The sequence below is a fragment of the Candidatus Neomarinimicrobiota bacterium genome, from assembly GCA_034716895.1.
In the GTDB taxonomy this organism is placed as follows: Bacteria; Fidelibacterota; UBA8477; order UBA8477; family JABMPR01; genus JABMPR01.
In genome coordinates, this window is the sequence record JAYEKW010000127.1 from 5,623 (window position 1) to 29,565 (window position 23,943).

At 43.3% G+C, this 23,943-nt stretch carries 22 protein-coding genes and 1 tRNA gene; 22 read left to right on the forward strand and 1 reads right to left on the reverse strand.

All coding sequences use genetic code 11. The features are described from left to right. Window positions 1-17: 17 nt before the first annotated feature. Window positions 18-101 (reverse strand) — tRNA-Leu (locus U9Q77_08245). A gap of 124 nt (window positions 102-225) precedes the next feature. Between U9Q77_08245 and U9Q77_08250 the strand changes: the two genes are divergently transcribed. The 22 genes from U9Q77_08250 (at window position 226) to folP (ending at window position 23,937) form a co-directional block, all read left to right on the forward strand. After that, window positions 226-2,013: a long-chain fatty acid--CoA ligase gene (locus U9Q77_08250; GenBank protein ID MEA3287351.1), complete on the forward strand. Its 1,788-nt coding sequence runs from the start codon at window positions 226-228 to the stop codon at window positions 2,011-2,013. Between the two features lie 67 nt (window positions 2,014-2,080). Beyond that, window positions 2,081-3,091 (forward strand): NAD(P)H-dependent glycerol-3-phosphate dehydrogenase, encoded by a 1,011-nt coding sequence (locus tag U9Q77_08255; protein ID MEA3287352.1) that lies wholly within the window; start codon window positions 2,081-2,083, stop codon window positions 3,089-3,091. Window positions 3,092-3,443: 352 nt separating this feature from the next. Then, entirely contained in the window at window positions 3,444-4,475 is a 1,032-nt protein-coding gene (locus tag U9Q77_08260) for a bifunctional oligoribonuclease/PAP phosphatase NrnA (protein MEA3287353.1), read from the forward strand. Further along, window positions 4,468-5,325: a 4-hydroxy-3-methylbut-2-enyl diphosphate reductase gene (gene ispH, locus U9Q77_08265; protein MEA3287354.1), complete on the forward strand. Its 858-nt coding sequence runs from the start codon at window positions 4,468-4,470 to the stop codon at window positions 5,323-5,325. Before U9Q77_08260 ends, ispH begins: the two co-directional genes overlap by 8 nt. A gap of 23 nt (window positions 5,326-5,348) precedes the next feature. Further along, entirely contained in the window at window positions 5,349-6,230 is an 882-nt protein-coding gene (gene pdxS, locus U9Q77_08270) for a pyridoxal 5'-phosphate synthase lyase subunit PdxS (protein MEA3287355.1), read from the forward strand. A gap of 10 nt (window positions 6,231-6,240) precedes the next feature. Beyond that, window positions 6,241-6,837, forward strand: a complete 597-nt coding sequence (gene pdxT, locus U9Q77_08275) for a pyridoxal 5'-phosphate synthase glutaminase subunit PdxT (protein ID MEA3287356.1) — start codon at window positions 6,241-6,243, stop codon at window positions 6,835-6,837. A 13-nt stretch (window positions 6,838-6,850) separates the two neighbouring features. Next, window positions 6,851-8,728 carry a 1-deoxy-D-xylulose-5-phosphate synthase gene (gene dxs, locus U9Q77_08280; protein MEA3287357.1) on the forward strand — a complete coding sequence of 626 codons (1,878 nt, stop codon included), beginning with the start codon at window positions 6,851-6,853 and terminating at the stop codon, window positions 8,726-8,728. 19 nt (window positions 8,729-8,747) lie between these two features. Beyond that, window positions 8,748-10,409, forward strand: a complete 1,662-nt coding sequence (locus tag U9Q77_08285) for a methylmalonyl-CoA mutase family protein (protein ID MEA3287358.1) — start codon at window positions 8,748-8,750, stop codon at window positions 10,407-10,409. A gap of 22 nt (window positions 10,410-10,431) precedes the next feature. Continuing rightward, complete coding sequence (locus tag U9Q77_08290) at window positions 10,432-11,235, forward strand: CpsB/CapC family capsule biosynthesis tyrosine phosphatase (protein MEA3287359.1); 804 nt, start codon at window positions 10,432-10,434, stop codon at window positions 11,233-11,235. A gap of 185 nt (window positions 11,236-11,420) precedes the next feature. Beyond that, window positions 11,421-11,837, forward strand: coding sequence for a cytochrome c maturation protein CcmE (locus tag U9Q77_08295; GenBank protein MEA3287360.1), 417 nt, complete (start codon window positions 11,421-11,423; stop codon window positions 11,835-11,837). 23 nt (window positions 11,838-11,860) lie between these two features. After that, a complete protein-coding gene (locus U9Q77_08300; protein MEA3287361.1) occupies window positions 11,861-13,870 on the forward strand; it encodes a heme lyase CcmF/NrfE family subunit in 2,010 nt (669 codons plus the stop codon). Further along, window positions 13,867-14,283 carry a zinc ribbon domain-containing protein gene (locus U9Q77_08305; protein MEA3287362.1) on the forward strand — a complete coding sequence of 139 codons (417 nt, stop codon included), beginning with the start codon at window positions 13,867-13,869 and terminating at the stop codon, window positions 14,281-14,283. The genes U9Q77_08300 and U9Q77_08305 overlap by 4 nt, the downstream gene beginning before the upstream one ends. Continuing rightward, window positions 14,280-15,428: a hypothetical protein gene (locus U9Q77_08310; protein ID MEA3287363.1), complete on the forward strand. Its 1,149-nt coding sequence runs from the start codon at window positions 14,280-14,282 to the stop codon at window positions 15,426-15,428. Before U9Q77_08305 ends, U9Q77_08310 begins: the two co-directional genes overlap by 4 nt. Window position 15,429: 1 nt before the next feature. After that, complete coding sequence (locus tag U9Q77_08315) at window positions 15,430-16,149, forward strand: ABC transporter ATP-binding protein (protein MEA3287364.1); 720 nt, start codon at window positions 15,430-15,432, stop codon at window positions 16,147-16,149. After that, window positions 16,146-16,814 carry a heme exporter protein CcmB gene (locus U9Q77_08320; GenBank protein MEA3287365.1) on the forward strand — a complete coding sequence of 223 codons (669 nt, stop codon included), beginning with the start codon at window positions 16,146-16,148 and terminating at the stop codon, window positions 16,812-16,814. The genes U9Q77_08315 and U9Q77_08320 overlap by 4 nt, the downstream gene beginning before the upstream one ends. A 41-nt stretch (window positions 16,815-16,855) precedes the next feature. Further along, window positions 16,856-17,548, forward strand: coding sequence for a cytochrome c biogenesis protein CcsA (gene ccsA / locus U9Q77_08325; GenBank protein MEA3287366.1), 693 nt, complete (start codon window positions 16,856-16,858; stop codon window positions 17,546-17,548). After that, window positions 17,549-17,692, forward strand: coding sequence for a CcmD family protein (locus U9Q77_08330; GenBank protein MEA3287367.1), 144 nt, complete (start codon window positions 17,549-17,551; stop codon window positions 17,690-17,692). 11 nt (window positions 17,693-17,703) lie between these two features. Further along, window positions 17,704-18,777 (forward strand): hypothetical protein, encoded by a 1,074-nt coding sequence (locus U9Q77_08335; GenBank protein ID MEA3287368.1) that lies wholly within the window; start codon window positions 17,704-17,706, stop codon window positions 18,775-18,777. A 94-nt stretch (window positions 18,778-18,871) separates the two neighbouring features. Next, complete coding sequence (tilS, locus tag U9Q77_08340; GenBank protein MEA3287369.1) at window positions 18,872-20,254, forward strand: tRNA lysidine(34) synthetase TilS; 1,383 nt, start codon at window positions 18,872-18,874, stop codon at window positions 20,252-20,254. After that, on the forward strand, window positions 20,251-20,820 hold the full coding sequence (hpt, locus tag U9Q77_08345; GenBank protein MEA3287370.1) for a hypoxanthine phosphoribosyltransferase: 570 nt from the start codon (window positions 20,251-20,253) through the stop codon (window positions 20,818-20,820). The genes tilS and hpt overlap by 4 nt, the downstream gene beginning before the upstream one ends. A 10-nt stretch (window positions 20,821-20,830) precedes the next feature. After that, a complete protein-coding gene (ftsH, locus tag U9Q77_08350; protein ID MEA3287371.1) occupies window positions 20,831-23,038 on the forward strand; it encodes an ATP-dependent zinc metalloprotease FtsH in 2,208 nt (735 codons plus the stop codon). Between the two features lie 47 nt (window positions 23,039-23,085). Then, window positions 23,086-23,937 (forward strand): dihydropteroate synthase, encoded by an 852-nt coding sequence (folP, locus tag U9Q77_08355; protein MEA3287372.1) that lies wholly within the window; start codon window positions 23,086-23,088, stop codon window positions 23,935-23,937. Window positions 23,938-23,943: the final 6 nt, after the last annotated feature.

Below are 23,943 nucleotides of genomic sequence, written 5' to 3' on the forward strand. Positions count from 1 at the left end.
TGCAGAGCGAAGTCTAGTACCAGAGGGGGGAGTCGAACCCCCACAGTGTTGCCACCGGTGGATTTTGAGTCCACTGCGTCTACCAATTCCGCCACCCTGGCTATTTCTAAAAGCGCGCGCAATGATACATTCTTGCAAGGCACGTGTCAATAAAATGCTGTGCTTTTATAAGAAAATGTTTATCATTGAGGAAACTGATAAAAACCCCTAAAAGGAGGAGCTCTCGTGGAATTTAAAACGATTGCGGAAATGTTTCTTAACGTAACAAAGAATTATCCGGATAATGAACTGTTCACTGAAAAAGTTGATGGACAGTGGGTTGGAGACAAGGGAAAAGACGTCTATACAATGGTCAAAAATGCGTCATATGGATTGGCTTCGATTGATATTCAACCAAAAGACAAACTGGCTATTTTATCGGCCAATTGTCGTCGCTGGGCTTATTCAGATTATGCAACTGCTACACGTGGTGCCACATCTGTCACTGTGTATCCAACCCTGATTGCAAGTCAAATACAATACATCCTTGCTCATTCCGATTCCAAGTTGGTGTTTGTCCAGGATCAGTTGCAAATGGATAAAATTCTGGAGATCAAGTCGCAATGTCCTGAATTAAAGACAATTGTCTTTTTTGATGAATCGTTGTCATACGAGGATGAGAATATTATCTCTTTCAACGATCTAATGGAAAAAGGGAAAGCTTTCCAAAAATCTGATCAAACTTATGATTATGAAGCAGAAGCTCTCAAGGTTACTTCTGAAGACATCCTGACACTTATCTATACCAGCGGGACAACCGGGCAACCGAAGGGTGTCATGCTTACACATGGAAATCTGGTCAGCAACATATTGGCATGTAACGCTCGTCTCGGTATAACTGAGAGCGACAAATTTCTTTCTTTTCTGCCTCTGAGTCACAGTTTTGAAAGGTTAGGCGACTACGTCGGAACCCATGTTGGAGGAAACATCACTTACGCAGAATCCATGGAAAAAGTAATTGAAAACCTGAAAGAGGTTGAGCCTACTGCCGCCATGTCAGTTCCTCGTTTATATGAGAAGATGTATGCTGGTGTTCAAGCAAAATTTGCCGCTGGATCGTTCATTAAACGCAAAATAGCAGCTTGGGCGGTTAAAACCGGGTATGCATATGTCGAAGCCCGGAATGCTGGTACAATATCACAAAAATTAGCCAAAAGAAAAAAACTCGCTGATAAATTGGTACTTAGCAAGGTTCAAGCTCTGTTAGGTCCAAAGTTTAGATTTTTTGCGAGTGGTGGCGCTCCATTGGCTGGAGAAATTGGTCGTTTCTTTGATGTTGCAGGAGTTGTTATTCTTGAAGGCTATGGTCTTTCGGAAACTTCACCTGTAATTACCTTGAATCCAATTCATGACTACCGTTTTGGTACAATTGGACCTCCAATTGATGGTGTAGAAGTCAAAATTGCCGATGATGGTGAAATCTTATCGCGTGGTCCTCATATCATGAAGGGGTATTACAAAGATGAAGTTGGTACAAAAGAGGCGATCAACGAAGACGGTTGGTTCCATACTGGTGATATTGGTATAATTGAGAATGAGTACCTCATAATCACCGATCGCAAAAAGAACATCATTGTTACTGCTGGTGGTAAAAACATAGCCCCGGCACCAATGGAAGGGGCTTTGATCCTGAATAAGTACTTTGAACAGGCCTTAGTTATTGGCGACAGACGGAAATTCGTTTCTGCTATTATGGTTCCAAATTTTATAGAATTGGAAACCTGGGCTGGCAATAATGGCATTACTGATACCAGCCCTGAAGCATTGATCAAGAATACTAAGGTATATGACATGCTCATGGGTGAAGTAGAAGGTGTTATGCAGGATTTCAGTGGCTACGAAGCGGTTAAGAAAATTATGCTGCTTCCCCAGGAATTCAATATCCAGGATGGTACTTTGACACCGACCATGAAGATTAAAAAGCGGGTTGTTGAAGATCGTTTTAAGAAAGAAATAGACGCACTTTACGAATAATAATGCATAAATAGTATAAAGAGCTCCTGATTTATATCGGGAGCTTTTTTTTGCGAGGGCACTATCCATGAAAATAGGTGTAATTGGTTCTGGAAGCTGGGGAATGACATTAGCGATCCACTTGTTGGCGAATGGTCACGATGTTGGAGTATGGTTTTACCTGGAAAAGGATTACAGGCAAGCACTTGATCAAAAAGAATTACCGGACTATCTACCGGGGATCACGCTTCCTGAAGCCCTTGAATTCACACTTGATTTGTATTCCTGCGTCAAAGGAAAAGAGCTCATCCTGGTGGCTATTCCATCCCATACAGTAGGACTGACTTTGAAAAAGCTGGCAGATCAGATCCCTGCTGACACAGTCATCGTGAATGTCGCCAAAGGTATTGAGAATGATACATTAAGGACGATGAGTCAGGTGATTGCCAATGCGTTACCAACCCATCCTGTTGGAAATATTGCCACGTTCTATGGACCCACACATGCTGAAGAAGTAGTGAAGGGCATGCCTTCGACGATTGTTGCCGCTTGTTCTAATGAATCATCAGCAAAGTTTATTCAAAACGCATTTATGTCTGACACATTGCGGGTCTACACCAATACAGACATTCTGGGTGTTGAATATGGTGGATCACTTAAAAATGTAGTAGCAATAGCTGCCGGAATATTGGCCGGCATGGGTTATGGTGACAACACACTGGCAGCACTGTTAACGCGCGGCCTCTTTGAAATGACCAGATTGGGTGTCCACCTGGGAGCAAAAGAACAGACTTTTGCTGGATTAAGTGGGATGGGGGATCTTATTGTGACCTGTTTAAGCTCTCACAGCCGCAACCGCCATGTGGGATTTGAACTGGGTAAGGGACGAAAGCTGAATGAGATTCTTGCTGAAATGAAAATGATAGCTGAGGGAATCAACACGGCCAGATCTGTACATCAACTCATCCAAAAAACCGGCGTTGAGATGCCCATATCTGAACAGATATTCAAGGTACTATTTGAAGACAAAGATCCACAAATCGCCGTTGAAGAACTTATGGGAAGAGTGCCGGTTCCAGAACGCCATTCTCTCAATTGATCAATAACTGTTAACTCCACAAGAATCATTTGTGACGCAGGTACCTACTGAAGAATAGCCAATTCCAAAATTCCCTGTTAATATCAAACACCATTTTCACTCTAAATGCGTGCTATATCATCTGTCTTCACCATTTTCACTATTTCCGGAATAATTTGAAACGTAACCATTTATATGGGAATACAACCGGTATAGTATAGTTTTGAAATAAATATTCAAATCATCCATTCCGGGTCTCCTGAATAGTTTGTATCCGCTAGAGAAACGAATATATTCAATGTTTCGGGTCAGTGTAAGATCTGCGAAAATGAAAAAGTGAAATGCTAAACTGCCTAAGGGAAGTTTTACATATATGGATCAGCAATATTTTAGAGAAAAGCGCGATTGGGAATCATTAAAAAAGATTCTAAATGACAACAATTCATTCGTTTTCTCGACTCATCTCGAACCTGATGCAGATGGAATAGGATCTGAACTTGGCCTGGCCAGATATTTGGAAAGTAAAGGCAAATCAGTCCAAATCTTAAACCCTTCAAAAATGCGTGTGAACCTTGAATTCCTGACTGAAAGAGACGAGATACAGGTCTTTGATCCAGCACTTCACAAGGATATCATCTCCAGCGTTGATGTATTCATTGCTTTTGATATTGGACACTACAGTCGTCTCTCAGATATCGGTCCTGCTTTTGGCGAAAGTAGTGCAATCAAGATCAGTATCGATCACCATCCCGGTGATAAGACACAGTTTGATTATCGGTATGATTTTCCATCTGCCAGCTCAACAGGTGTATTGATCTATGATCTTCTCAGCGAGCTCGAAGCTGCTTCACCGAATGATTTCAGAATAGCCAAACCACTCTATGCTGCCATTATGAGTGATACTGGAAATTTTCGCTTCAACAATACTGATCCTGAAACATTTTTTGCTGCCGGAAACCTGGTCGCTGCAGGGGTCAAGCCTTATGAATTATATGTAAGTATTTATGAGGATCTGAATACACCGGGACGTTTACAAGTCCTTCAACATTTGTTACGTGAGCTGAACTATGATTGTGACGGACGTTTAGCCTGGTCTTTGATCGATTATGAAGAATTACAGTCTCTGGGTGCAACACCTGATGATCTGCATTCACTTTCTGATTTCATTCGGTCTATCAAAGGTGTTGAGATAGGTGTTTCCCTCATAAAAATGTCAAACCAGCCCACTGATGTCAGCTTTCGTTCAAAAGGCCATATTCCCATAAATACAGTTGCTTATCATTTTAATGGCGGTGGACATGCATTTGCAGCGGGCTGTCGTATTGATGATAGTCTTGAAAATGCCGGGAAAGCAGTTGTGGAAGAGTGTCGGCAAGCAATTAAGGATTGGGATGCCAATGTCTGAATTGCTCAAAGTTAAAGTTGCTAAAGAAGCCGGTTTTTGTTTCGGTGTGCGAGACGCTATTGAAAAAGCACGTAAAACCGCCAGAGAACATGGCAAGGTTTATATGCTGGGTGATATTGTCCACAATGAGCGGGTGGTTGCCCAACTTGAACAAGAAAATATAAAAGTTGTGGATTCTATAGCTGATGTGGTAGATGCACCTGTTCTTTTTCGAGCACATGGAACCATACCTGAGCTTTGGGAAACAGCATCACGACACGATCTTAAGATAGTGGATGCAACTTGTCCGCTGGTTCATGAGATCCACTCAGAAATCAAGAAGCTTCACGAAGAAGGTCGAAAATTATTTATCATTGGTGATCATGGGCATGATGAAGTGATTGGCATTCAAGCTCAGGTTCCCGACTCTACGGTTATTGCCACAGCTGAGGAAGCCCAGGCTGTTCCCAGGCTTAAAAAAGCCGGGGTTGTGTCACAATCCACCCAAATGATCGAAAATGTACAGAATATCATTGGCATTCTCTCCATGAAGATCTTTGACTTGAGATTTGTGAACACGGTTTGTTTTCCAACCCGTAGAAATCAGGGACAGATCAAGGAATTAGCACCAGCTTCTGATGTCATGATCATAGTAGGATCCTTTACCAGCGCTAATACCAAACGTCTACTCGAAGTTTCGCTTTTACTTAATCCCCGGTCTTACATGGTGGAAAAAGTAGAGGATATTGATCATGACTGGTTTGATCAAGCCGAAACAGTGGGCGTATCAGCCGGAGCTTCATCACCAGATGATCTGATCGATGAAGTTGTTGAACATTTGCGAACCTTACACGTGGAATCACGTGAGTGAATATTATTTTGGAGAATAAGAAAATGAAAAAAGATCTATTTGAAGTTAAGACCGGTTTGGCAGAAATGCTAAAGGGTGGGGTTATTATGGATGTAACTACCCCAAAAGAAGCTGAAATTGCTGAAAAGGCAGGTGCCGTGTCTGTGATGGCACTGGAACGGATACCTGCAGATATTCGTCGGGATGGTGGTATTGCTCGATCTTCAGACCCCAAAATGATCAAAGAGATCCAACGCGCAGTCTCAATACCTGTCATGGCTAAATGCCGGATCGGTCATTTTGCTGAAGCACAGATCCTGGAAGCACTTGAAGTGGATTATATTGATGAGAGTGAAGTACTAACCCCTGCTGATGAGTCCAATCATATTTGGAAACATGATTTCAAGACTCCTTTTGTGTGTGGCGCCACGAATCTGTCAGAGGCTTTAAGGCGCATTGGGGAGGGAGCTGCTCTGATCCGGACCAAAGGTGAGCCAGGCACAGGAAACATAGTTGAAGCAGTGCGACACATGCGCACGATCAATATGGAATTAGCCAAACTGGCCACCCTGAAAGATGACGAACTGATGGCTATCGCCAAAGAAATGGGTGCACCATTCCACCTGGTGGTGCAAGTTGCCGCTACTGGAAAACTACCTGTACCTAATTTTTCTGCTGGTGGAATTGCCACCCCGGCTGATGCATCTTTGATGATGCAGCTGGGTGCAGAAACTATTTTTGTGGGATCGGGCATATTTAAGTCCGAAGATCCCGCTGCCATGGCTAAAGCAATTGTTCAGGCTGCCACATTTTATGACAAGCCTGATAAGTTGGCTGAGATCTCAGAGGGTCTTGGATCCGCCATGCGTGGTCTGGACATGAGTGAAATAGCTCCAGAAGAACGGATGCAGGATAGAGGGTGGTAGGAGAAGATATTTGCTGACTAAACCTGAATACGAAGATTTGACCGTTGGTGTCATTGCACTCCAGGGCAGTTTTGCCAAACATGCGCATAGCATGGGCAGTTTGGGCATAAAATGTCGGGCTGTTCGCGAAGCACAAGACCTCAAATTAATTGATGCCCTGATTCTGCCTGGTGGCGAATCAACTACCATGACCCTGCTGCTTGAGAATGAAGGCTTATGGGAACCTCTCAATGATATGTTGGAAACCTTGCCAGTCTTTGGTACTTGTGCCGGTGCCATTCTTTTGGGCAATCAGATAGAGGACAATAGAGTACGCTGTTTCAACAAGATCAATTATACTGCCCACCGCAATGCCTATGGCAGGCAAGTTGAATCCTTTAGTACTGCACTCATAATTCCAAAAATAATGGATCATGATTTCCACGCGATCTTTATTCGTGCGCCTAAATTCCACAACATTGGTCACGATGTGGAATCTCTGGCTGTTTATGGCTCTGATCCTGTGCTATTGAGGCAGGGAAATGTACTGGTTGCGGCCTTCCACCCTGAGCTGACCGAGGATCCCAGTATTCATAAATACTTTGTGGATCAACTTGTTTTAAAATAGAGGGAAATTGTCCATGTCGGATAAGTATAAATTGCTTGAAACTATCAATGATCCATCAGATCTTAAAAAACTGTCAGTTGATAAATTGGTGCAGCTCTGTCAGGAAATTCGCGAATATACCATCGAAGTGGTTTCTGAGACAGGTGGACATCTGGCACCAACCCTGGGTGTCGTTGAACTGTCAGTTGCTTTGCATCTGGTCTTTGATTCTCCAAAAGACAAGATTATCTGGGATGTAGGCCACCAGGCTTATGCGCATAAAATCCTTACTGGAAGGCGGGAAGCACTCAAGACCATTCGACAATACGGTGGTATCAGCGGTTTTTGCAAACCAAAAGAAAGTGAGCACGATATCTATGGTGCTGGACATGCCTCTACATCAATCTCTGCCGGTGTCGGATTTGCCATTGCCCGAGATCTAAAAGGTGAAAATCACCAGGTTATCTCTGTCATTGGAGATGGTGCTCTCACCGGTGGACTTTCTTTTGAGGGTTTGAATAACCTGGGGTCATTGCGTACTAGAATGATGATCGTTCTGAATGATAATGAGATGTCAATTTCACCCAATGTAGGTGCTATGGCCAAGTACCTCTCTAAGATCACCACCAACCCTTTGTATAACAAAGTTAGGGAAGAGTTATGGAAGATCACCGGGAAATTGCCAGTTGGAAAAAGCACTGTCCGTACCGGTATCAAAAAAGTTGAAGAGAGCCTCAAGAACTTGCTGGTTCCCGGTGTGATATTTGATGAAATGGGTATTCGATATTTTGGACCCATAGATGGGAATGATCTCCCGCATCTGATCGAAACATTGGAAAATATCAAAGATATCAACACACCGATCCTGTTACACATCATTACAAAAAAAGGATTGGGCCTTACAGAAGCTGAAGAAAATCCAGCAAAATTTCATGGGATCGCTCCTGCTTCCAAACCAGGGGAGAAAACTCCGGCAAAAATTACCCCACCGTATTTGACTGTATTTGGTGAAGAACTCACAAAGCTTGCCGAAAAAGATAAACGGATCGTAGCGGTTACAGCCGCAATGCGTGATGGAACTGGTCTATCAGGTTTTTCAGAAAAACACCCCCAGCGTTTCTATGATGTTGGGATCGCCGAAGGACATGCTGTTACTTTTGCCGCGGGCCTGGCATCCCGAGGTCTCAAACCATTTGTAGCGATCTATTCCACATTTATGCAACGGGCATATGATATGCTGATGCATGATATCGCTGTTCAAAAGCTGCCTGTTGTTTTTATGCTGGATCGGGCTGGCCTGGTTGGTGAAGATGGTCCAACCCACCATGGCGTACTTGATTTAGCTTATCTCACAAGCATTCCCGGTGTGGTGGTAACAGCACCCAGGAACGGGGAGGAATTGCGGCACTTGATGCAGACGGCTTTACATTACACAGAGGGGCCATTTTTTATTAGATACCCAAAAGCTTCTGCTGAAAAGAATCGCAAAACTGTTAAAAGTAAAGTATTGGAGATTGGCAACTGGGAGACCTTGGCTGAAGGACAGGATACGGTCATTATCGCGGTTGGATCCATGAATGGTATCTCAGATAAGGTCGCCACAATTTTGACTTCTGAAGGGATCTCAGCCAGTCGAATCGATGCTAAATTCGTTAAGCCTTATGATAAGAAACTGCTTACAAAGGCATTGAAACGATATTCGCATATTTTCGTAGTCGAAGAAAATAACTATCCTGGCAGTCTGTCACAGACCATTGAAGCTTTCTCAGCTTCCATTGCAGGAGCAGCCAAAGTCCATACGCATACTTTACCTGATGATTTTGTTACCCATGGAACCAGATCTCAATTATTGGCTGAAGTCAAATTAACCCCTGAAGAAATTGCTGCGGCAATTCTCAAAGTCCTAAAATAGAACCAGGAGTGCAGAACTAATGCCGAATCATTCCTACCATGACAGCCTCAAACGCTGGAAAGAAAAAGTGTCAGAAGCCGGTGATCGGGACTATGATTATGAGACGGTCTCAGGTCTAGAAAATGAATTGATGCATCTGCCTGATGAAAGTCAGAAAGATCTTGATCAATATATGGAACAATTGGGTTTTCCTGGCGAGTATCCATTCACCAGGGGAGTGCATCCCAATATGTATCGGGGTCGCTTGTGGACCATGCGTCAGTTTGCCGGGTTTGGTACTCCCGAGGATACGAATCAACGCTTCAAGTTTCTACTGGAACAGGGCCAAACCGGCTTGAGTACGGCTTTTGATATGCCCACCCTCATGGGATATGATTCAGATCATGCACTTTCTTTGGGTGAAGTGGGACACTGTGGGGTTTCGATCAACTCCATTGATGATATGATGATTCTGTTTGATGGAATTCCGCTGGATCAGGTTTCCACGTCCATGACCATTAATGGTCCAGCAATTATACTAATGGCAATGTATGTCGTTGTGGGCGAACGGCAGGGGGTATCCTCTGAAAAATTACGGGGAACGCTACAAAACGATATTCTGAAAGAATATATCGCCCAGAAAGAATTTATTTTTCCACCTGAACAATCCATGCATATCATTACGGATATGATCGAATGGTGTACTGATCACATGCCGGCCTACAATACCATCTCGATCTCCGGTTACCATATTCGTGAAGCTGGATCAACTGCCGCTCAAGAACTCGCATTTACCCTGGCTGATGGTTTTGCTTACGTGGAGGCTGCCATCGAACGCGGACTTGATATTGATAAATTCGCTCGTCGTTTGAGCTTTTTCTTTAATTCACACATTGATTTCTTTGAAGAGATCGGGAAATTCAGAGCAGCTCGCCGGATCTACGCCAAGCGAATGAAGGAAAAATACGGTGCCAAGGATCCGCGCTCCTGGATGCTAAGATTCCATACCCAAACGGCAGGACACAGTCTTACTGCTCCTCAACCGGAAAATAATATTGTCAGAACTGCTTTCGAAGCCATGGCAGGTGTACTGGGTGGCACTCAATCACTGCATACCAATTCCATGGATGAAGTCTTGGCGTTACCTACTGAAAAGAGTGTTGAGATTGCTTTAAGGACTCAACAGGTCATTGCCTATGAAACAGGCGTCGCTTCCACCATTGATCCCCTTGCTGGTTCCTATTATGTTGAAGCTATGACAGATAAAATGGAAGCAGAAGCAGAAAAATATTTTGAGATCATTGATGAACTGGGTGGGGTTATCCCCGCAATTGAAGCTGGCTATTTTCAGCGTGAAATTGGAAAAGCCGCTTATGATATCGCGCGTAAATATGATAGTAAAAAGCGTCTCATAGTTGGGGTAAACGCCTTTATACGCGAGAATGAAGATATTGATATACCCGTTTTAAAAATTGATCAACAAGTAGAATTGGATCAAGTTGAAAAAGTGCAAGCACTGAGAAGATCCAGAAACCAACCTGAAACAGATCTGGCCCTAAGTACTCTTACAAAAGCCTGTGAAAGTGGTGAGAATATCATGCCTCCACTATTGGAAGCGGTCCGAAAATCTGCAACTCTTGGAGAAATGGTCGATGCAATGAAGCAAGTTTATGGAACTTATACAGAAACCCCTGTTTTCTAAGAATCCGGTATCAGACTAAATTATGATAGATATTCACAATCACATCCTACCCGCAGTTGATGATGGAGCCAAAAACAAGGATGTAGCCCTTTCCATGCTCCAGGAAGCCGTGAACCAGGGAGTCAAGCACCTCGTGTTGACACCTCATCTTTATGAAGCAGATATCATTAAAACCACTGCAGAGTGGAGATCGAAAGTTCAGACGGGGAGTCAGACCCTCCTGAACTTGCTGGAAGCATACAAGATACCACTTGAAGTATCTATTGCCGCTGAAGTACGGTATCAGGACATGCTCCCCATCATTTTAGAAGAACTCGATGTTCTCATAGGTGGAAAATATCTGTTGCTGGAGTTTTCATTTCATTCTGTACCCAATAATCTGGAACGGATCATATATGATATCACCCGCAAGGGGATCATCCCGATCATTGCTCATCCAGAACGAATTAAACCATGGCAGCGTGATCCTGTGGCCTTGGAAGTATTGATCAATATGGGTTGTCCATTACAAGTTGATATTGGATCATTTCTAGGAACCCTTGGGCCAAATACTGAAAAACTGGCAAACTTTTTATTAGATAGAGATGCCGTGCACCTGGTAGGGAGCGATAGTCATAATATGCAATCCAGACCGCTTTATACGAAACCTGGATACCGTTGGTTGACAGAGCATTACAGTCAAGAGTATGCTGATCTGCTACTCAAGGATAATCCGGCAAATATTATTTCCGGTGAGCCTGTGGCTGTTTATCCAGTTGATCTGACTCCGGCTCGGTTAAGCTTGACGGCAAAAGTGTTAAACATGTTTAACCTGCATTATTCATGAATTATTGCCACGAAGACACTAAGTCACGAAAAGTATTAAAGTTATGAACAAGGTCATTTTAAACAGTATTATTTACATCTGTGAGTGATAATTTTTGATAAGCATATATTTTATTAAACTTTGTGTCTTGGTGACTTAGTGGCTATGAATTATTCAGGTTAAATCATAATAAAGGAGTTATTCTTTTGAATAATAAAATAAAGTTCATAGTGGGTAGTGCAGTAATTATTGCCGCTGTGATCGTTTTAGCGGTGCAGGGTATGCAGGAAGATAGTACCATGTCCTACTCAAAAAGTGTAAGTGAAGTTCAACTGATGGGTTCTCGTGCCAGATCACTTTCGTTAAAGGTTAATGGGAGCCTCAAAAAAGGCAGTATCATTCGCAATAATCTCGATCTGGATTTTGTGATCACTGAGGGTAATTCCGAATTGCTTATCCACTACATTGGCAAGGATCCCATACCGGACACCTTTAATAATGAGATGGATGCTGAAGTTGTTGTTTCTGGAAGACTCGCTGAAGACGGTGTTTTTAATGCTGAACGTATTCAAGCAAAATGTGCCTCTAAATATGAAGCGGATTATTCATCCGCTGCTATCTAAACCTGGAACTATGAGTTATCAATATGGCTGATCTTGGAAATATTCTTTTACTTTTTCTGTTTCCCGTAAGCGTCTTTACGATGCTGATCGCATTGGCGGCAGGTGTCACCAAAAGACGCGGACTGTTTGAAGCTGCCCGCCGGGGTGCCTATGCTGCTTTTGGGTTGGCAACATTTGCTGTACTGGCTCTGGAATATCTATTAGTTACCAGCGATTTCTCCATTGAGTACGTTGCCAGTAATACCAATTATGCCTTACCCATGTTTTATAAGATAGTGGCATTGTGGGCTGGCCATAATGGCTCGCTGTTATTGTGGACCTGGATCATAACGGTATTTATCGCCATCGTTGCCTACCAGAATCGTCACAAAAACAATGATCTCATGCCATACGTCCTGTTTGTAATGGCCAGTACCATGGTATTCTTTTCCATTTTGAGTGTCTTTGTCAGCAATCCTTTTGATACGCTCTATCAGGATCTGGGAAACCAGCTTCAAGAATTCACGGTGCGTGACGGTCGTGGCTTAAACCCCCTATTGCAGCATCCGGCTATGATTATTCATCCACCGATCCTGTTCATTGGCTATGTTGGATCTGTTGTCCCATTTGCCTTTGCCATTGCCGCTTTAATCACCGGGAAGCTGGATGCTGGTTGGATCCACTCTACTCGGCGCTGGGCGTTGACCGCCTGGGGCTTTCTGGCAGCTGGCATCGTTCTAGGTGGCAAGTGGGCTTATGTTGAACTTGGCTGGGGTGGCTATTGGTCCTGGGATCCAGTTGAAAATGCCTCTTTACTACCCTGGTTGACAGCCACAGCATATCTGCATTCAGTGATGATACAGGAACGCAAGGGAATGCTCAAGATCTGGAATATGACCCTGGTGATCGCCACCTATTTACTTTCAATATTTGGCACCTTCCTGACCCGCAGCGGGATTGTCAGCTCGGTTCATGCCTTTTCTAATTCAGGACTGGGACCGGCATTTGCAGTTTTTCTCACTATCTCCACGTTACTCAGTATCAGTTTACTATTGTACAGGCGAAAAGACCTTAAACCGGATGAGGAAATGCAGTCTCTTATTTCCAGAGAAAGCGGTTTTCTGTTTAATAATCTACTCTTTTTATTGGCTACTATCGCGGTATTATGGGGCACCCTGTTTCCCGTTATCAGTGAAATATTCACCGGTGATCAGATCACAGTAGGACCTCCCTGGTTCAATAATATTATGATCCCCATTGGTTTGGCGTTGCTGTTGCTCACTGGTGTTGGACCGTTACTGGCATGGAGGCATACTTCGGTTGAGACATTAAAACGCAGTTTTGGTTGGCCTATTCTCGGTAGCTTCACTCTGGTTCTGATCCTGATTGGATTTGGGATTCATGATGGTTGGAGTCTGGGATCATTTGCCATCGCTTTCTTTGTCATGTGGACCATCGTGATAGAATTTGTAAAAGGAGCCAGAATTCGTAGTCGAAACACCGATGAAAATATCTTTGTCGCGATCTACCTGCTTTCCAGGAAGAACACAAGACGCTATGGTGGCTATATCATCCATGCTGCCATGGTTATCATGTTTGTCGGGTTTACCGGAACTGCCTTTAATTCTGAAACCAGAGCAGAAGTAGGTGAGGGTGATTTCTTCGAACTTGGACCCTATACATTCACCGCAAATCATATTCATCATGCAGAGACAGAAAACTATTCCTCAGAAACGCTTGAACTTGAGATGAGCAGAAATAATCAGGTTATCACACTACTTCTACCGGAAAAACGTTATTATTACGCCTCAGAGCAACCTTCTACAGAAGTAGATATCTATTCAACGCTGCGAGAAGATATTTATACTGTATTATCCGGGATGAGTAATGATGGCGAGCGAGTCATTGTTCAAGTCTATCGGAATCCTTTCGTTAAATTGATTTGGATTGGCTCATTTATCATGGTATTTGGAACCCTTTTCGCCATGATTCCAAACCTCAGAATATTAACAAAAAAAGCGGGTACAGCACCTCTTTCAAAGGGAGGTGAATGATGAGTATTCTGGCATATCTTCTGGGTACAGCAACGCTTATCTGGGCAATGTTGCCCCTGTTTAAAAAAGATAGTACGTGGATATCACTTATCGTGGAATCAGACGCACTGGAGGATCAGAAAAAACGGGTTTATGGGAACATCACTGATCTTGAATTCGATTATGCCATGGGACGTCTAAGCGAACCGGATTTCAACAAGATCCGTCAATCCTTTTTGAGAGAAGCCGGTCGTGTCATCCAAAAGCTTGAAGATCAAAAGTCTGCTGATCTGATCGCTCAAATTGAACAGGATGTCAAGCAACTCAACAATGGGAAAAGCAAAAATAATAAGAAACACATCTGCAAGACTTGCGGAAAAGAGAATCTTCCAAGTGCTAGATTTTGCATGGAATGTGGGCAGGAGTTAACATGAGCAGAAAACTCCAAATATTCCTGCTGAGTAATCTTGTGATATTCACTGCCTTGTGGGGGGGTGATCTGAGAGTCAATTTGATCAATGGCACTTCCAATACTCCAGGTTACGCAGATAGAGTTGCTTTGATCGATCTTGCAGCCGGCATGGCTGAAGTCGCTGCTGTGACTGATGTGAGTAAGGCGACTACTTTTTCGGATATTCATTCAGGCAGCCAGAGTCAATATTTGATTCAAGCCAGCTTGAACGGAACCAAGTATACGAGCACTTTTGTACCTGCACCTGGACTGACAGCGTGGGAAACATCAATCACCCTATACGATGTAAGTGATCAGCCTACCAATATTGAGGCTACGGTGCCGTTCTTTGTGATATACGCTTTTGAAGATAAATTCTACATTCAGAAACGACTGGTTCTTGAAAATCACTCTGACCCACCCATGACTTTCATTGGCGCACCAGGTGTTATTAAAGTGTATATACCTGAGAATGTGATCAAACTCGATTATCTCACATTTAAAGATGGTAACATGCCAATCAATACCCAATCCATTGAAACTGAATCCGGACAGCTTATTCCAAATGCCTTAAAGCCGGGTAATACAGAGATTGACATAGCCTATTACCTGCCATATGAACCATCAGGGACAGAAATTCTGGAGGAGGTTGGTTACGGTGTAGAACATTTTCATGTCTATACCATGCCCATAGATATTAAGGTGACAGCTACGGGTCTTAATCGGGAAGGAACCGATCATGAGAATGGGGTAGCCATCTACAGCATTGATCGCGTGGCTGCTGGAACCGAACTTAAATTTCTGGTTTCAGGAAAAGGAATGGCTGATACACAGGGTCAAAGCCAACAGAATACAGGTAATATTGTGGTCGAACATCGCCTGCCCATAAGTAATATATTCATTCTATCCGGTATTTTGATCCTGTTAATCCTGGGTGCTCTATTCATTTCCATTGTCAGACAGCATACCGATTTGAAAAAAGATTCAGTCGACCTTCTCAAACAACAGAAAAAAGATCTACTGGCCGACTATAACCGAGCTGCTGATTCTACTACAGATGGGAGAGTAAAAGAAAAGCTATTACAACAATTGATCGCTGTCTATAAAACTCTGGAACGGATCAAATAAGTTGGGAACCCCGGCATTGGTTTTGGATCAGGTATGCAAGGACTTTGGCCGCATTATAGCATTGAGGAATATTGATCTCTCCATTTCAAGTGGTGAGGTTGTCAGTATCCTTGGACGAAATGGGGCAGGCAAGACCACTTTGTTGAATATCATGAGTGGTGTTTCCAAACCAAGTAGCGGAAGTATTAAACTATTCGGTACAGATCCCAGTGCTAAAATTAATAAAGCTAAACTGGCCGTCATTTCCCACGAAATGTTTTTATATGGAAATTTGACCGCGTTGGAGAATCTGGAATATTACGGTCGCATTTATGGTGTTCCTGATCTATCGCATAGGATAACCAAACTGCTGGCCGATGTGGAATTGACCCATCGTCGTTTTGACCTGGTGGCAACTTTCTCCAGGGGAATGACCCAGCGTCTGACCATTGCCCGGGCTCTTTTGCATGAGCCATCTTTATTATTACTGGATGAGCCATTTACCGGGTTGGATCAGCAAGCTGTTGGTATGCTCATTTCTCTTTTGAATATTCAGAAGGAACTGGGAAAAACCATCTTGTTGACTACCCATGATCTGCATACAGCCAAAGAATTGTCAGAACGCTATATTGTTTTGGATAAACATCGTATTGTGCACGATGGTTCTATGGCAGACAGCACTCCAGACGAGATTCGGAATAACTATTTCAGCACATCCTTTTCTGAGCGAACCGCTTTATGAGAGCAGCACTGGCCATTCTTCAAAAAGATCTCCGCATGGAATTCCGGTCCAAAGAAAGTATCCTGGCCATGTGGATATTCTCATTACTGATCTTCGTGATCTTCAATTTTACGTTTGAGGTTTCCCGGCTGGTCATGCTTGAGATCGCTCCCGGTTTGCTTTGGGTGGCCTTCATCTTCTCAGGCATGTTTGGGTTAAACCATTCATTCTCAGTTGAAAAGGAAAATGGAAATCTAAGAGCTATGGCTTTGATGCCAGTGGATGGGGGACAGATCTATCTGGGTAAATTTCTCAGCGTTACCATCATCATGCTGCTTTTTGAAATTCTGATATTCCCTATTTTCATCATATTCTACGATCTTCAGCTTTCACTTCAAATCCTCCTGCTGGTTCCAGTTATTCTGGCCGGTACAATAGGATTTACCAGTCTCGGCACGATCCTGTCAGCAGTGGCAGTGCATACACGTAATCAGCAGATCCTGCTTTCTTTGCTACTATGGCCGCTGGTCTCACCCATTGTGATCTGGTCAGTCAATCTGACTGGAATGGTGCTGGCCGGAGAGTTAACATCATCCTTCTATCCATTATTGATCAGGATTACTGCCTTTGATGTAATATTCTTTACAATTGCTTATATGCTGTTTGATTTTATTCTGGAGGATTAAGGTGACTTGCTTCCTCAACTCACCCAAGTTATAAGGTAACTATGAGACAAAATATTGATAAAATATTACTCGGCATACTCTTGGTGGCATTTTTGACCTGCATCTTTCTGATCTTTATGTGGGTCCCTCAGATAAAAGCCTCAAATACAGCTGAGCAGATCGCTCAGAAGATATTCTACTTTCATGTTCCCAGTGCCTGGATAGGATTTTTATCCTTCTTTGTTGTATTCGTATCCAGTGTCGGATATTTGGCTACTCGTCAACGTAAGTGGGAACTCACAGCCGTTGCTTCAGCAGAGATAGGGGTTCTTTTTATTACACTGGTTCTAGTTACAGGACCGATCTGGGCCAAACCGGTTTGGGGCATTTGGTGGACCTGGGATGCCCGCCTGACATCATCTCTGATTTTGTGGCTGATCTATGTAGCCTACCTGATGCTGCGTCGTTATTTACCAGATGGCAGCAAACGAGCGAATCTTTCGGCGGTAGTGGGAATTATCGGTTTTATCGATGTTCCCATCGTTTATTATTCCATTCGCTGGTGGGAGACTCAACATCCCAAAGCAGTCATGGCCAGCGGTGATGGCAGTCTGGCTGCTCCCATGTTCTTTACCTTCATGTTCTCGCTGGCTACATTCACCATTTTGTACATATATATATTGCGAAAACGATACGAGTTATTGGAAATGGAAGACACCCTCAATAAACAATTCAAGGAAATGGAGATTCTCTAAATGAATGCCTATATCTATCTTTTTATGGCCTATACCATCATTTGGCTGGGCATTTTTAGTTTCATGTTGTACATGAATAAAAAAACCAATCGAATTGAACAGGAAGTGACACTGCTTAAAGAACTTATTGATGCCAAAAAATAAGGGGACTTGAAATGTCAAAAAAGATTGTACATGTCGTTGGAACTGGAACCATTGGTGAACCACTGATCGGACTTTTATGTGATTATAAAGATGATCTAGGTATTGATGAGATCACTTTTCATAAAAGAACTCCGCTAAAGAGTGAGCATGCAAAAGTGATGCGTTTGCTGAAACGCGGTGCCCGCCTCGTAACGGATACTGAGGCATTTGAAGGATTCAAGGAAATTGGGATCAAGCCGGCATTTTCAACTATAGATTCCATTGACCGGGCTTCCGTTGTGATTGACTGTACACCAAAGGGAGTTGGTCATAAGAACAAGGTTAAGTATTATCATAATTATGACCACAACACCTTGGGATTTATCGCCCAGGGTAGTGAATTCGGTTTTGGAAAGCCATACGCCAGGAGCATCAATGATGAAGCACTTGTCCATGGTGAGGATAGATTCCTCCAGGTAGTATCATGCAATACACACAACCTTTCCTCACTGGTTAAAACTATCGGCATTCATAATGGTGATCCGGATAACCTGATAGATGGACGCTTTGTGATGATTCGACGCGCCAATGATCTAAGTCAGGCCAGTGATTTCATTCCAGCACCTGAGGTTGGGTCGCATAGTTCAGAGCGGTTCGGCACCCACCATGCCAAGGATGCAGCAAACTTGTTCAAAACTCTCGGATATGATCTGAATATCTTTTCATCTGCTATGAAATTGAATACCCAGTATATGCATATCATTCATTTTAACCTTAAAATGAAAGAGGCCATGACCATGCCTCAGATTATGCAAATATTTGAAGAAAATCCGCTGGTGGCAATCACAGAGAAGAAATTATCAAGTCAGGTTTTTTCTTTTGGAAGAGATCATGGTCATTATGGTCGGATCTTGAATCAAACGGTAATTTCAACGCCCAGCCTGCACCTGCTTGATGGCGGCAAGGAACTGGTTGGCTTTTGTTTCACTCCTCAGGATGGCAATTCCCTGCTAAGTTCTATTTCAGCAGCCACCTGGTTCATGTATCCAAATTCTTATGAACAAAAGATCCAATCCCTGGAAGACTGGTTCTTTGATGAAGTATAAACCATTGTTAAATTTTTGACTCGTAATCGCCTATCACCTCGTTTGAAAATAAAGCGGCTCCACATGTATAGAACCTGGAGTCGCTTTTTATTTTATGCTTTCTAGAGCAACATTTGAAGAGACACTGTCAACATCCAGCTGGTATCATCCCGGTCAAAAGATTCTGTGTGCTTGTTCAGGTGGTATCGATTCCACAGTTCTATTGCATCTCCTGCAGAAAATACCTGATATCCATGGTGACATTGTCCATTTCGATCATCAGTTACGGGGGGTTGATAGTCAGTCAGACCTTTCATTTGTACAAGAACTTGGGAAAAGATATGGTTGTAAGGTTCATGTAATTTCTGAAAATATTCGTGAATATGCAAATCAACACAAACTCAGTATTGAGGAAGCTGGTAGTCTGAGAAGAAGAGCGAGTTTCCGAAGAGTCAATCAAGAACAAGGTTATGATTGGATTGCTTTGGGTCAGCATGAAGATGACCAGATCGAAACCATCCTGATGAATCTATATCTGGGAACCGGGATAAAGGGCTTGGCTGGAGTTGCAGAGCACCAGGATCATTTTGTGCGCCCGTTGATGCAGTATTCCCGAGCTGAAATCGAAGCATATGCACAGCAGGAAGGCTTAAGCTATTGCATCGATAAGTCCAATGCAGATATAAATATCTTAAGGAACAATATCAGGGTAAAGCTGATCCCATTTATGGATGACCCCATCGATCCTCGTTGGAGGACCCTCTTTACAGAAATTAGTCAATTAGGAAGTGTCCTCCATGAAAAAACTGCAAGGAGTGCAGTAGTAGTTGATAATATTGATATTAGACGGGGTAATGCTCAAAATATATCATTAGGATTGGGGAAACTCACCGACTATTTTTCGCCGATTCAAAAAGTGATTTTTGACAGCGCTTTTCAAGCAATTTCTTCAATGTCTCAAGGATTATCAGCCCAGCACTTTAAGGCTCTTAGATCGCTATTACCCAAGCATGCAATTGCCAGAGAAACTCACCTTCCAGGTTCGGTGATCGCTATCCGGAACCGGAACAGTATTGCCTTCATTAAAAGGCATGCTCTTGAGTGGAATTCGATGGATATGACAGACCTGTTTCATGATGTCTTTCCCTTCTTTGAGTGGGAGACTCTGGCACTATCAATTCACACTCATGTGCAGGATCCTGACCATTTCTGGTATAGTAGTGATCCTGAGCATTACCGTTTACGTATGCATGTTAAGGGAGATAAAATGAAGATCCATCCATCAGATAAATGGATCACGATCAAGCAGATTCTTCAGGAAGCCCATGTGGCACCAGCTCTGAAATCTGTCTACCCGGTTCTTGAACACAGGGGAGTGATCGTTTGGGTGCCCGGTATTCGGACGGCTGTTTCAGGGTTGGTGGATTTGTCAGATTGTATAGAAAATGAAGTTAGGCACTGTTTTAGAGTAAAATTCCAAGAGGGAACGTTTGAATGAGAACACGTAAAGTCGAGAACATGGGGAAATATTCGGGTCAGATACTTGAAGAAGTTTATACTCAAGCTGAGATCGAAACTCGTACCGCTGAACTGGCCAAGGAAATTTCAGCAGATTACGCAGGAAAAGTACCAATCCTGATCGGCGTGCTGAATGGCTCTGTTTTCTTTCTTACCGATCTTGCCAAACGGCTTGAGATCGAGTGTGAAATGGACTTTATCAAAGTATCCTCTTATCATTCAGGAACCCAATCGTCAGGAACAGTCAGACTTATAAAAGATATCAGCTGTATTGTGACCGGCCGCGATGTGATAATTGTTGAAGATATTATCGATAGTGGCTTAACCGCTCGCTTTTTGAAGCATCGTATCCTGGAGAATGAACCCAGCTCAGTAGCATTTGCTTCGCTACTGCTTAAACCTGATTGTTTAAAGCTGAAATTCGAAGCCGAATACATTGGATTTGAAGTAGCAGACCGCTTTCTGGTTGGCTATGGTTTGGATCTTGACCAAAAATTCAGGAACTTGCCCTCCATTTGGGCATTCCCTACAGACATGAATGTATAAAAGGATTTAAATGAACACAGACAATAAACAAAATCGTAATCCAGATCGGTCTTCCAAAAGAAAAGATCAGGGCTCAAAAAATCGTCAAAGGCCACCAAAACGACCTCAAAATCGATCAGGTTCAGGTAAGCAAGGTGATAAATCACGGAAATCTGATTCTAAACCGGTAAAAAAATCCACTAATATCAAAATCACTCGCCCAACAGAAGGCAATGAAAACTGGCAAAAAGGGTTAAAAACCACCTTGCTCTGGGTAGCTATATTGGTTTCAGTCTTTTTCTTTGCGCAATTATTGAACACAGATTCACAGCCCGTCAAAAAGCTTGTTTACACGGAATATCAGGAGCTATTAGAGGCGGGCAAGATCGAATCTGCTGTCCTGATCAAAAACCATTTCCATGGTGTTCTGAAACTGCCTGAAACAGATGTGATCAATGGGGTGACAACGGACTATGTTAAATTTTGGGTGGTTCTGTCACCGGTCATTGATAGTGAAGTCTTGGCCAAATGGGACGAAATGGGAATAAGCTATGAGTTTCAGGATGAAACCCGGGATTGGGTTGATTACTTGTTCCAGGTGCTGCCCTGGTTCCTGATCATCTTTTTCTGGTTTTTCCTCATGCGTCGCATGCAGGGTGGAGCAGGTGGCACGAAAGGAATATTCAGTTTCGGTAAAAGCCGGGCAAAGATCATTGACAATGAAAAGCCTCAAATCACTTTTCACAATGTAGCTGGCTGTGAAGAAGCCAAGGATGAGCTGAAAGAGATCGTTCAATATCTTAAACATCCCGAGCGATTTCAAAAACTGGGTGGTAAGATCCCGAAAGGTGCCCTGTTAGTTGGACCTCCCGGTACCGGTAAAACATTGCTTGCCAGAGCTGTTGCTGGTGAAGCTTCTGTTCCATTTTACAGTCTTAGTGGCGCTGATTTTGTTGAAATGTTCGTAGGTGTGGGTGCCAGTCGTGTGCGTGATCTTTTTGAGGAGAGTAAAAAGAATGCCCCCTGTATCATCTTTATTGATGAATTGGATGCTGTCGGTCGTCAACGTGGTGCCGGACTCGGTGGCGGTCACGATGAACGCGAGCAAACCCTGAACGCTTTGCTGGTTGAGATGGATGGGTTTGAAACCACAGATAATCTTATACTCCTGGCGGCAACAAATCGTCCAGATGTTCTGGATTCAGCCTTATTGCGCCCCGGTCGGTTTGACCGCCGGATTACAGTTGATAATCCGGATGTTAGAGGACGCGAAGCCATCCTTAAAGTACACTCCAAGGACATACCCCTGGCCAAAAATGTTCGTCTTGATATTATTGCCAAGAGCACCCCTGGAATGTCAGGTGCTGATCTGGCAAATCTAATGAACGAATCAGCATTGCTGGCAGCCAAGCATAATAAACAACGGGTTGCCATGGTTGATATTGAACAGGCCAAGGACAAGGTGATGATGGGAACCGAACGACGTAGTATGGTCATCAATGATAAGGAAAGACGTACGACTGCAGTTCATGAAGCAGGTCATGCTCTGGTGGCCAGATTTACTGAAGGTGCGGATCCAGTGCATAAAGTGACCATCATACCTCGTGGTCGCGCTTTGGGCCTTACCGCTCAAATACCAGTGGATGACCGCTATAATTATTCTCGTGAACACATGGAAGGAATGTTAGCCATTCTTATGGGTGGCCGGGTAGCCGAGGAACTGATTCTGAATCAGATGACAACAGGTGCAGGGAATGATATCGAAAGGGCAACCTCATTGGCTCGAAAGATGGTCACCGAGTGGGGTATGAGTGATAAAATGGGTCCATTGACCTACGGACAGAAGAAAGAAGAGATCTTCATTGGCCGTGATCTGGGTATGCACCGTGACTTCAGTGAAGATATGGCAAAGAAGATCGATACTGAGGTAAAGCGAATTATCGACACTGCCTATAAAAAAGCCACAGCCATTCTTACAAATAATAAGGAAAAGCTGATCAAAGTATCTGAAATACTCTTGGACAAAGAGAGTATTGATGGGCACCAGCTAGATATATCATTAGGTATCGAGCCACAGAAAATCGAGCACGATCACTCTGCCTCCAGGCCACGCAAGAGTAGATCCAGATCCAGGAATCCACGCAGGAGACCAGACAAGGCCACTCAAAAAGATCAAAATAAGCCGAGTAAAAAACATGATTCTGGAGATAAAAACAGTCCGAAGCCAGATAAGGAATAAATAATCGACCAGCACCTTTATCCACGATTAATGTTCAGAATTAATTTATGAAGAGCAACGATAGAGCTTGGCTGGTCAAAGGGCAGGAGTTTCATTTTGGTGGACCCATGTTAATGGGAATCCTGAATGTAACTCCTGATTCATTCAGCGACGGTGGGAATTTCTTCAGCCATGATAGGGCCATAGCACATGGTTATCGTCTTATCCAGGAGGGAGCAGAGATCATTGATATCGGCGGTGAATCGACTCGTCCCGGCAGTTCTCCCATCACAGCAGAAACAGAATTATCTCGTATATTACCCATCATAAATGCATTAGCCGCTGGATCTAAAGCACTCATATCCGTGGACACGCAAAAAGCGGTTGTTGCTGAAGCAGCCCTGGCAAACGGTGCTCACATCATTAATGATGTCTCGGCAGGCAGGAACGATACCAACATGCTTAAATTGATCTCAGATACCCAGGCTGGATATGTGATGATGCATATGCAAGGTACTCCCGCCACAATGCAAGAAGATCCTCGTTATACTGATATCGTTGAAGAAATCGACCAGTTCTTTACTGAACGATTAAAAGTGGCACTCTCAACTGGTCTTCAATCCAAGCAGATCGTATTTGATCCGGGAATTGGATTTGGTAAGACTTTGAAGAATAATCTAAGTATCCTGAAAAACATGCAGCATTTTCATAAACATGGACGACCACTTCTTTTGGGCGCTTCCAGAAAATCATTTATTGGAATGCTTGATAATTCAGAACCAGATCAACGATTGGGAGGATCTCTGGCGGCTGCCTTGGCTGCATACCAAGAAAATGTTGAAATTTATCGAGTTCATGATGTTGCTGAAACTAAACAAATGCTTGAACTCTTCACTGCCATTCAAAAACATTCGGATTAAATTGTT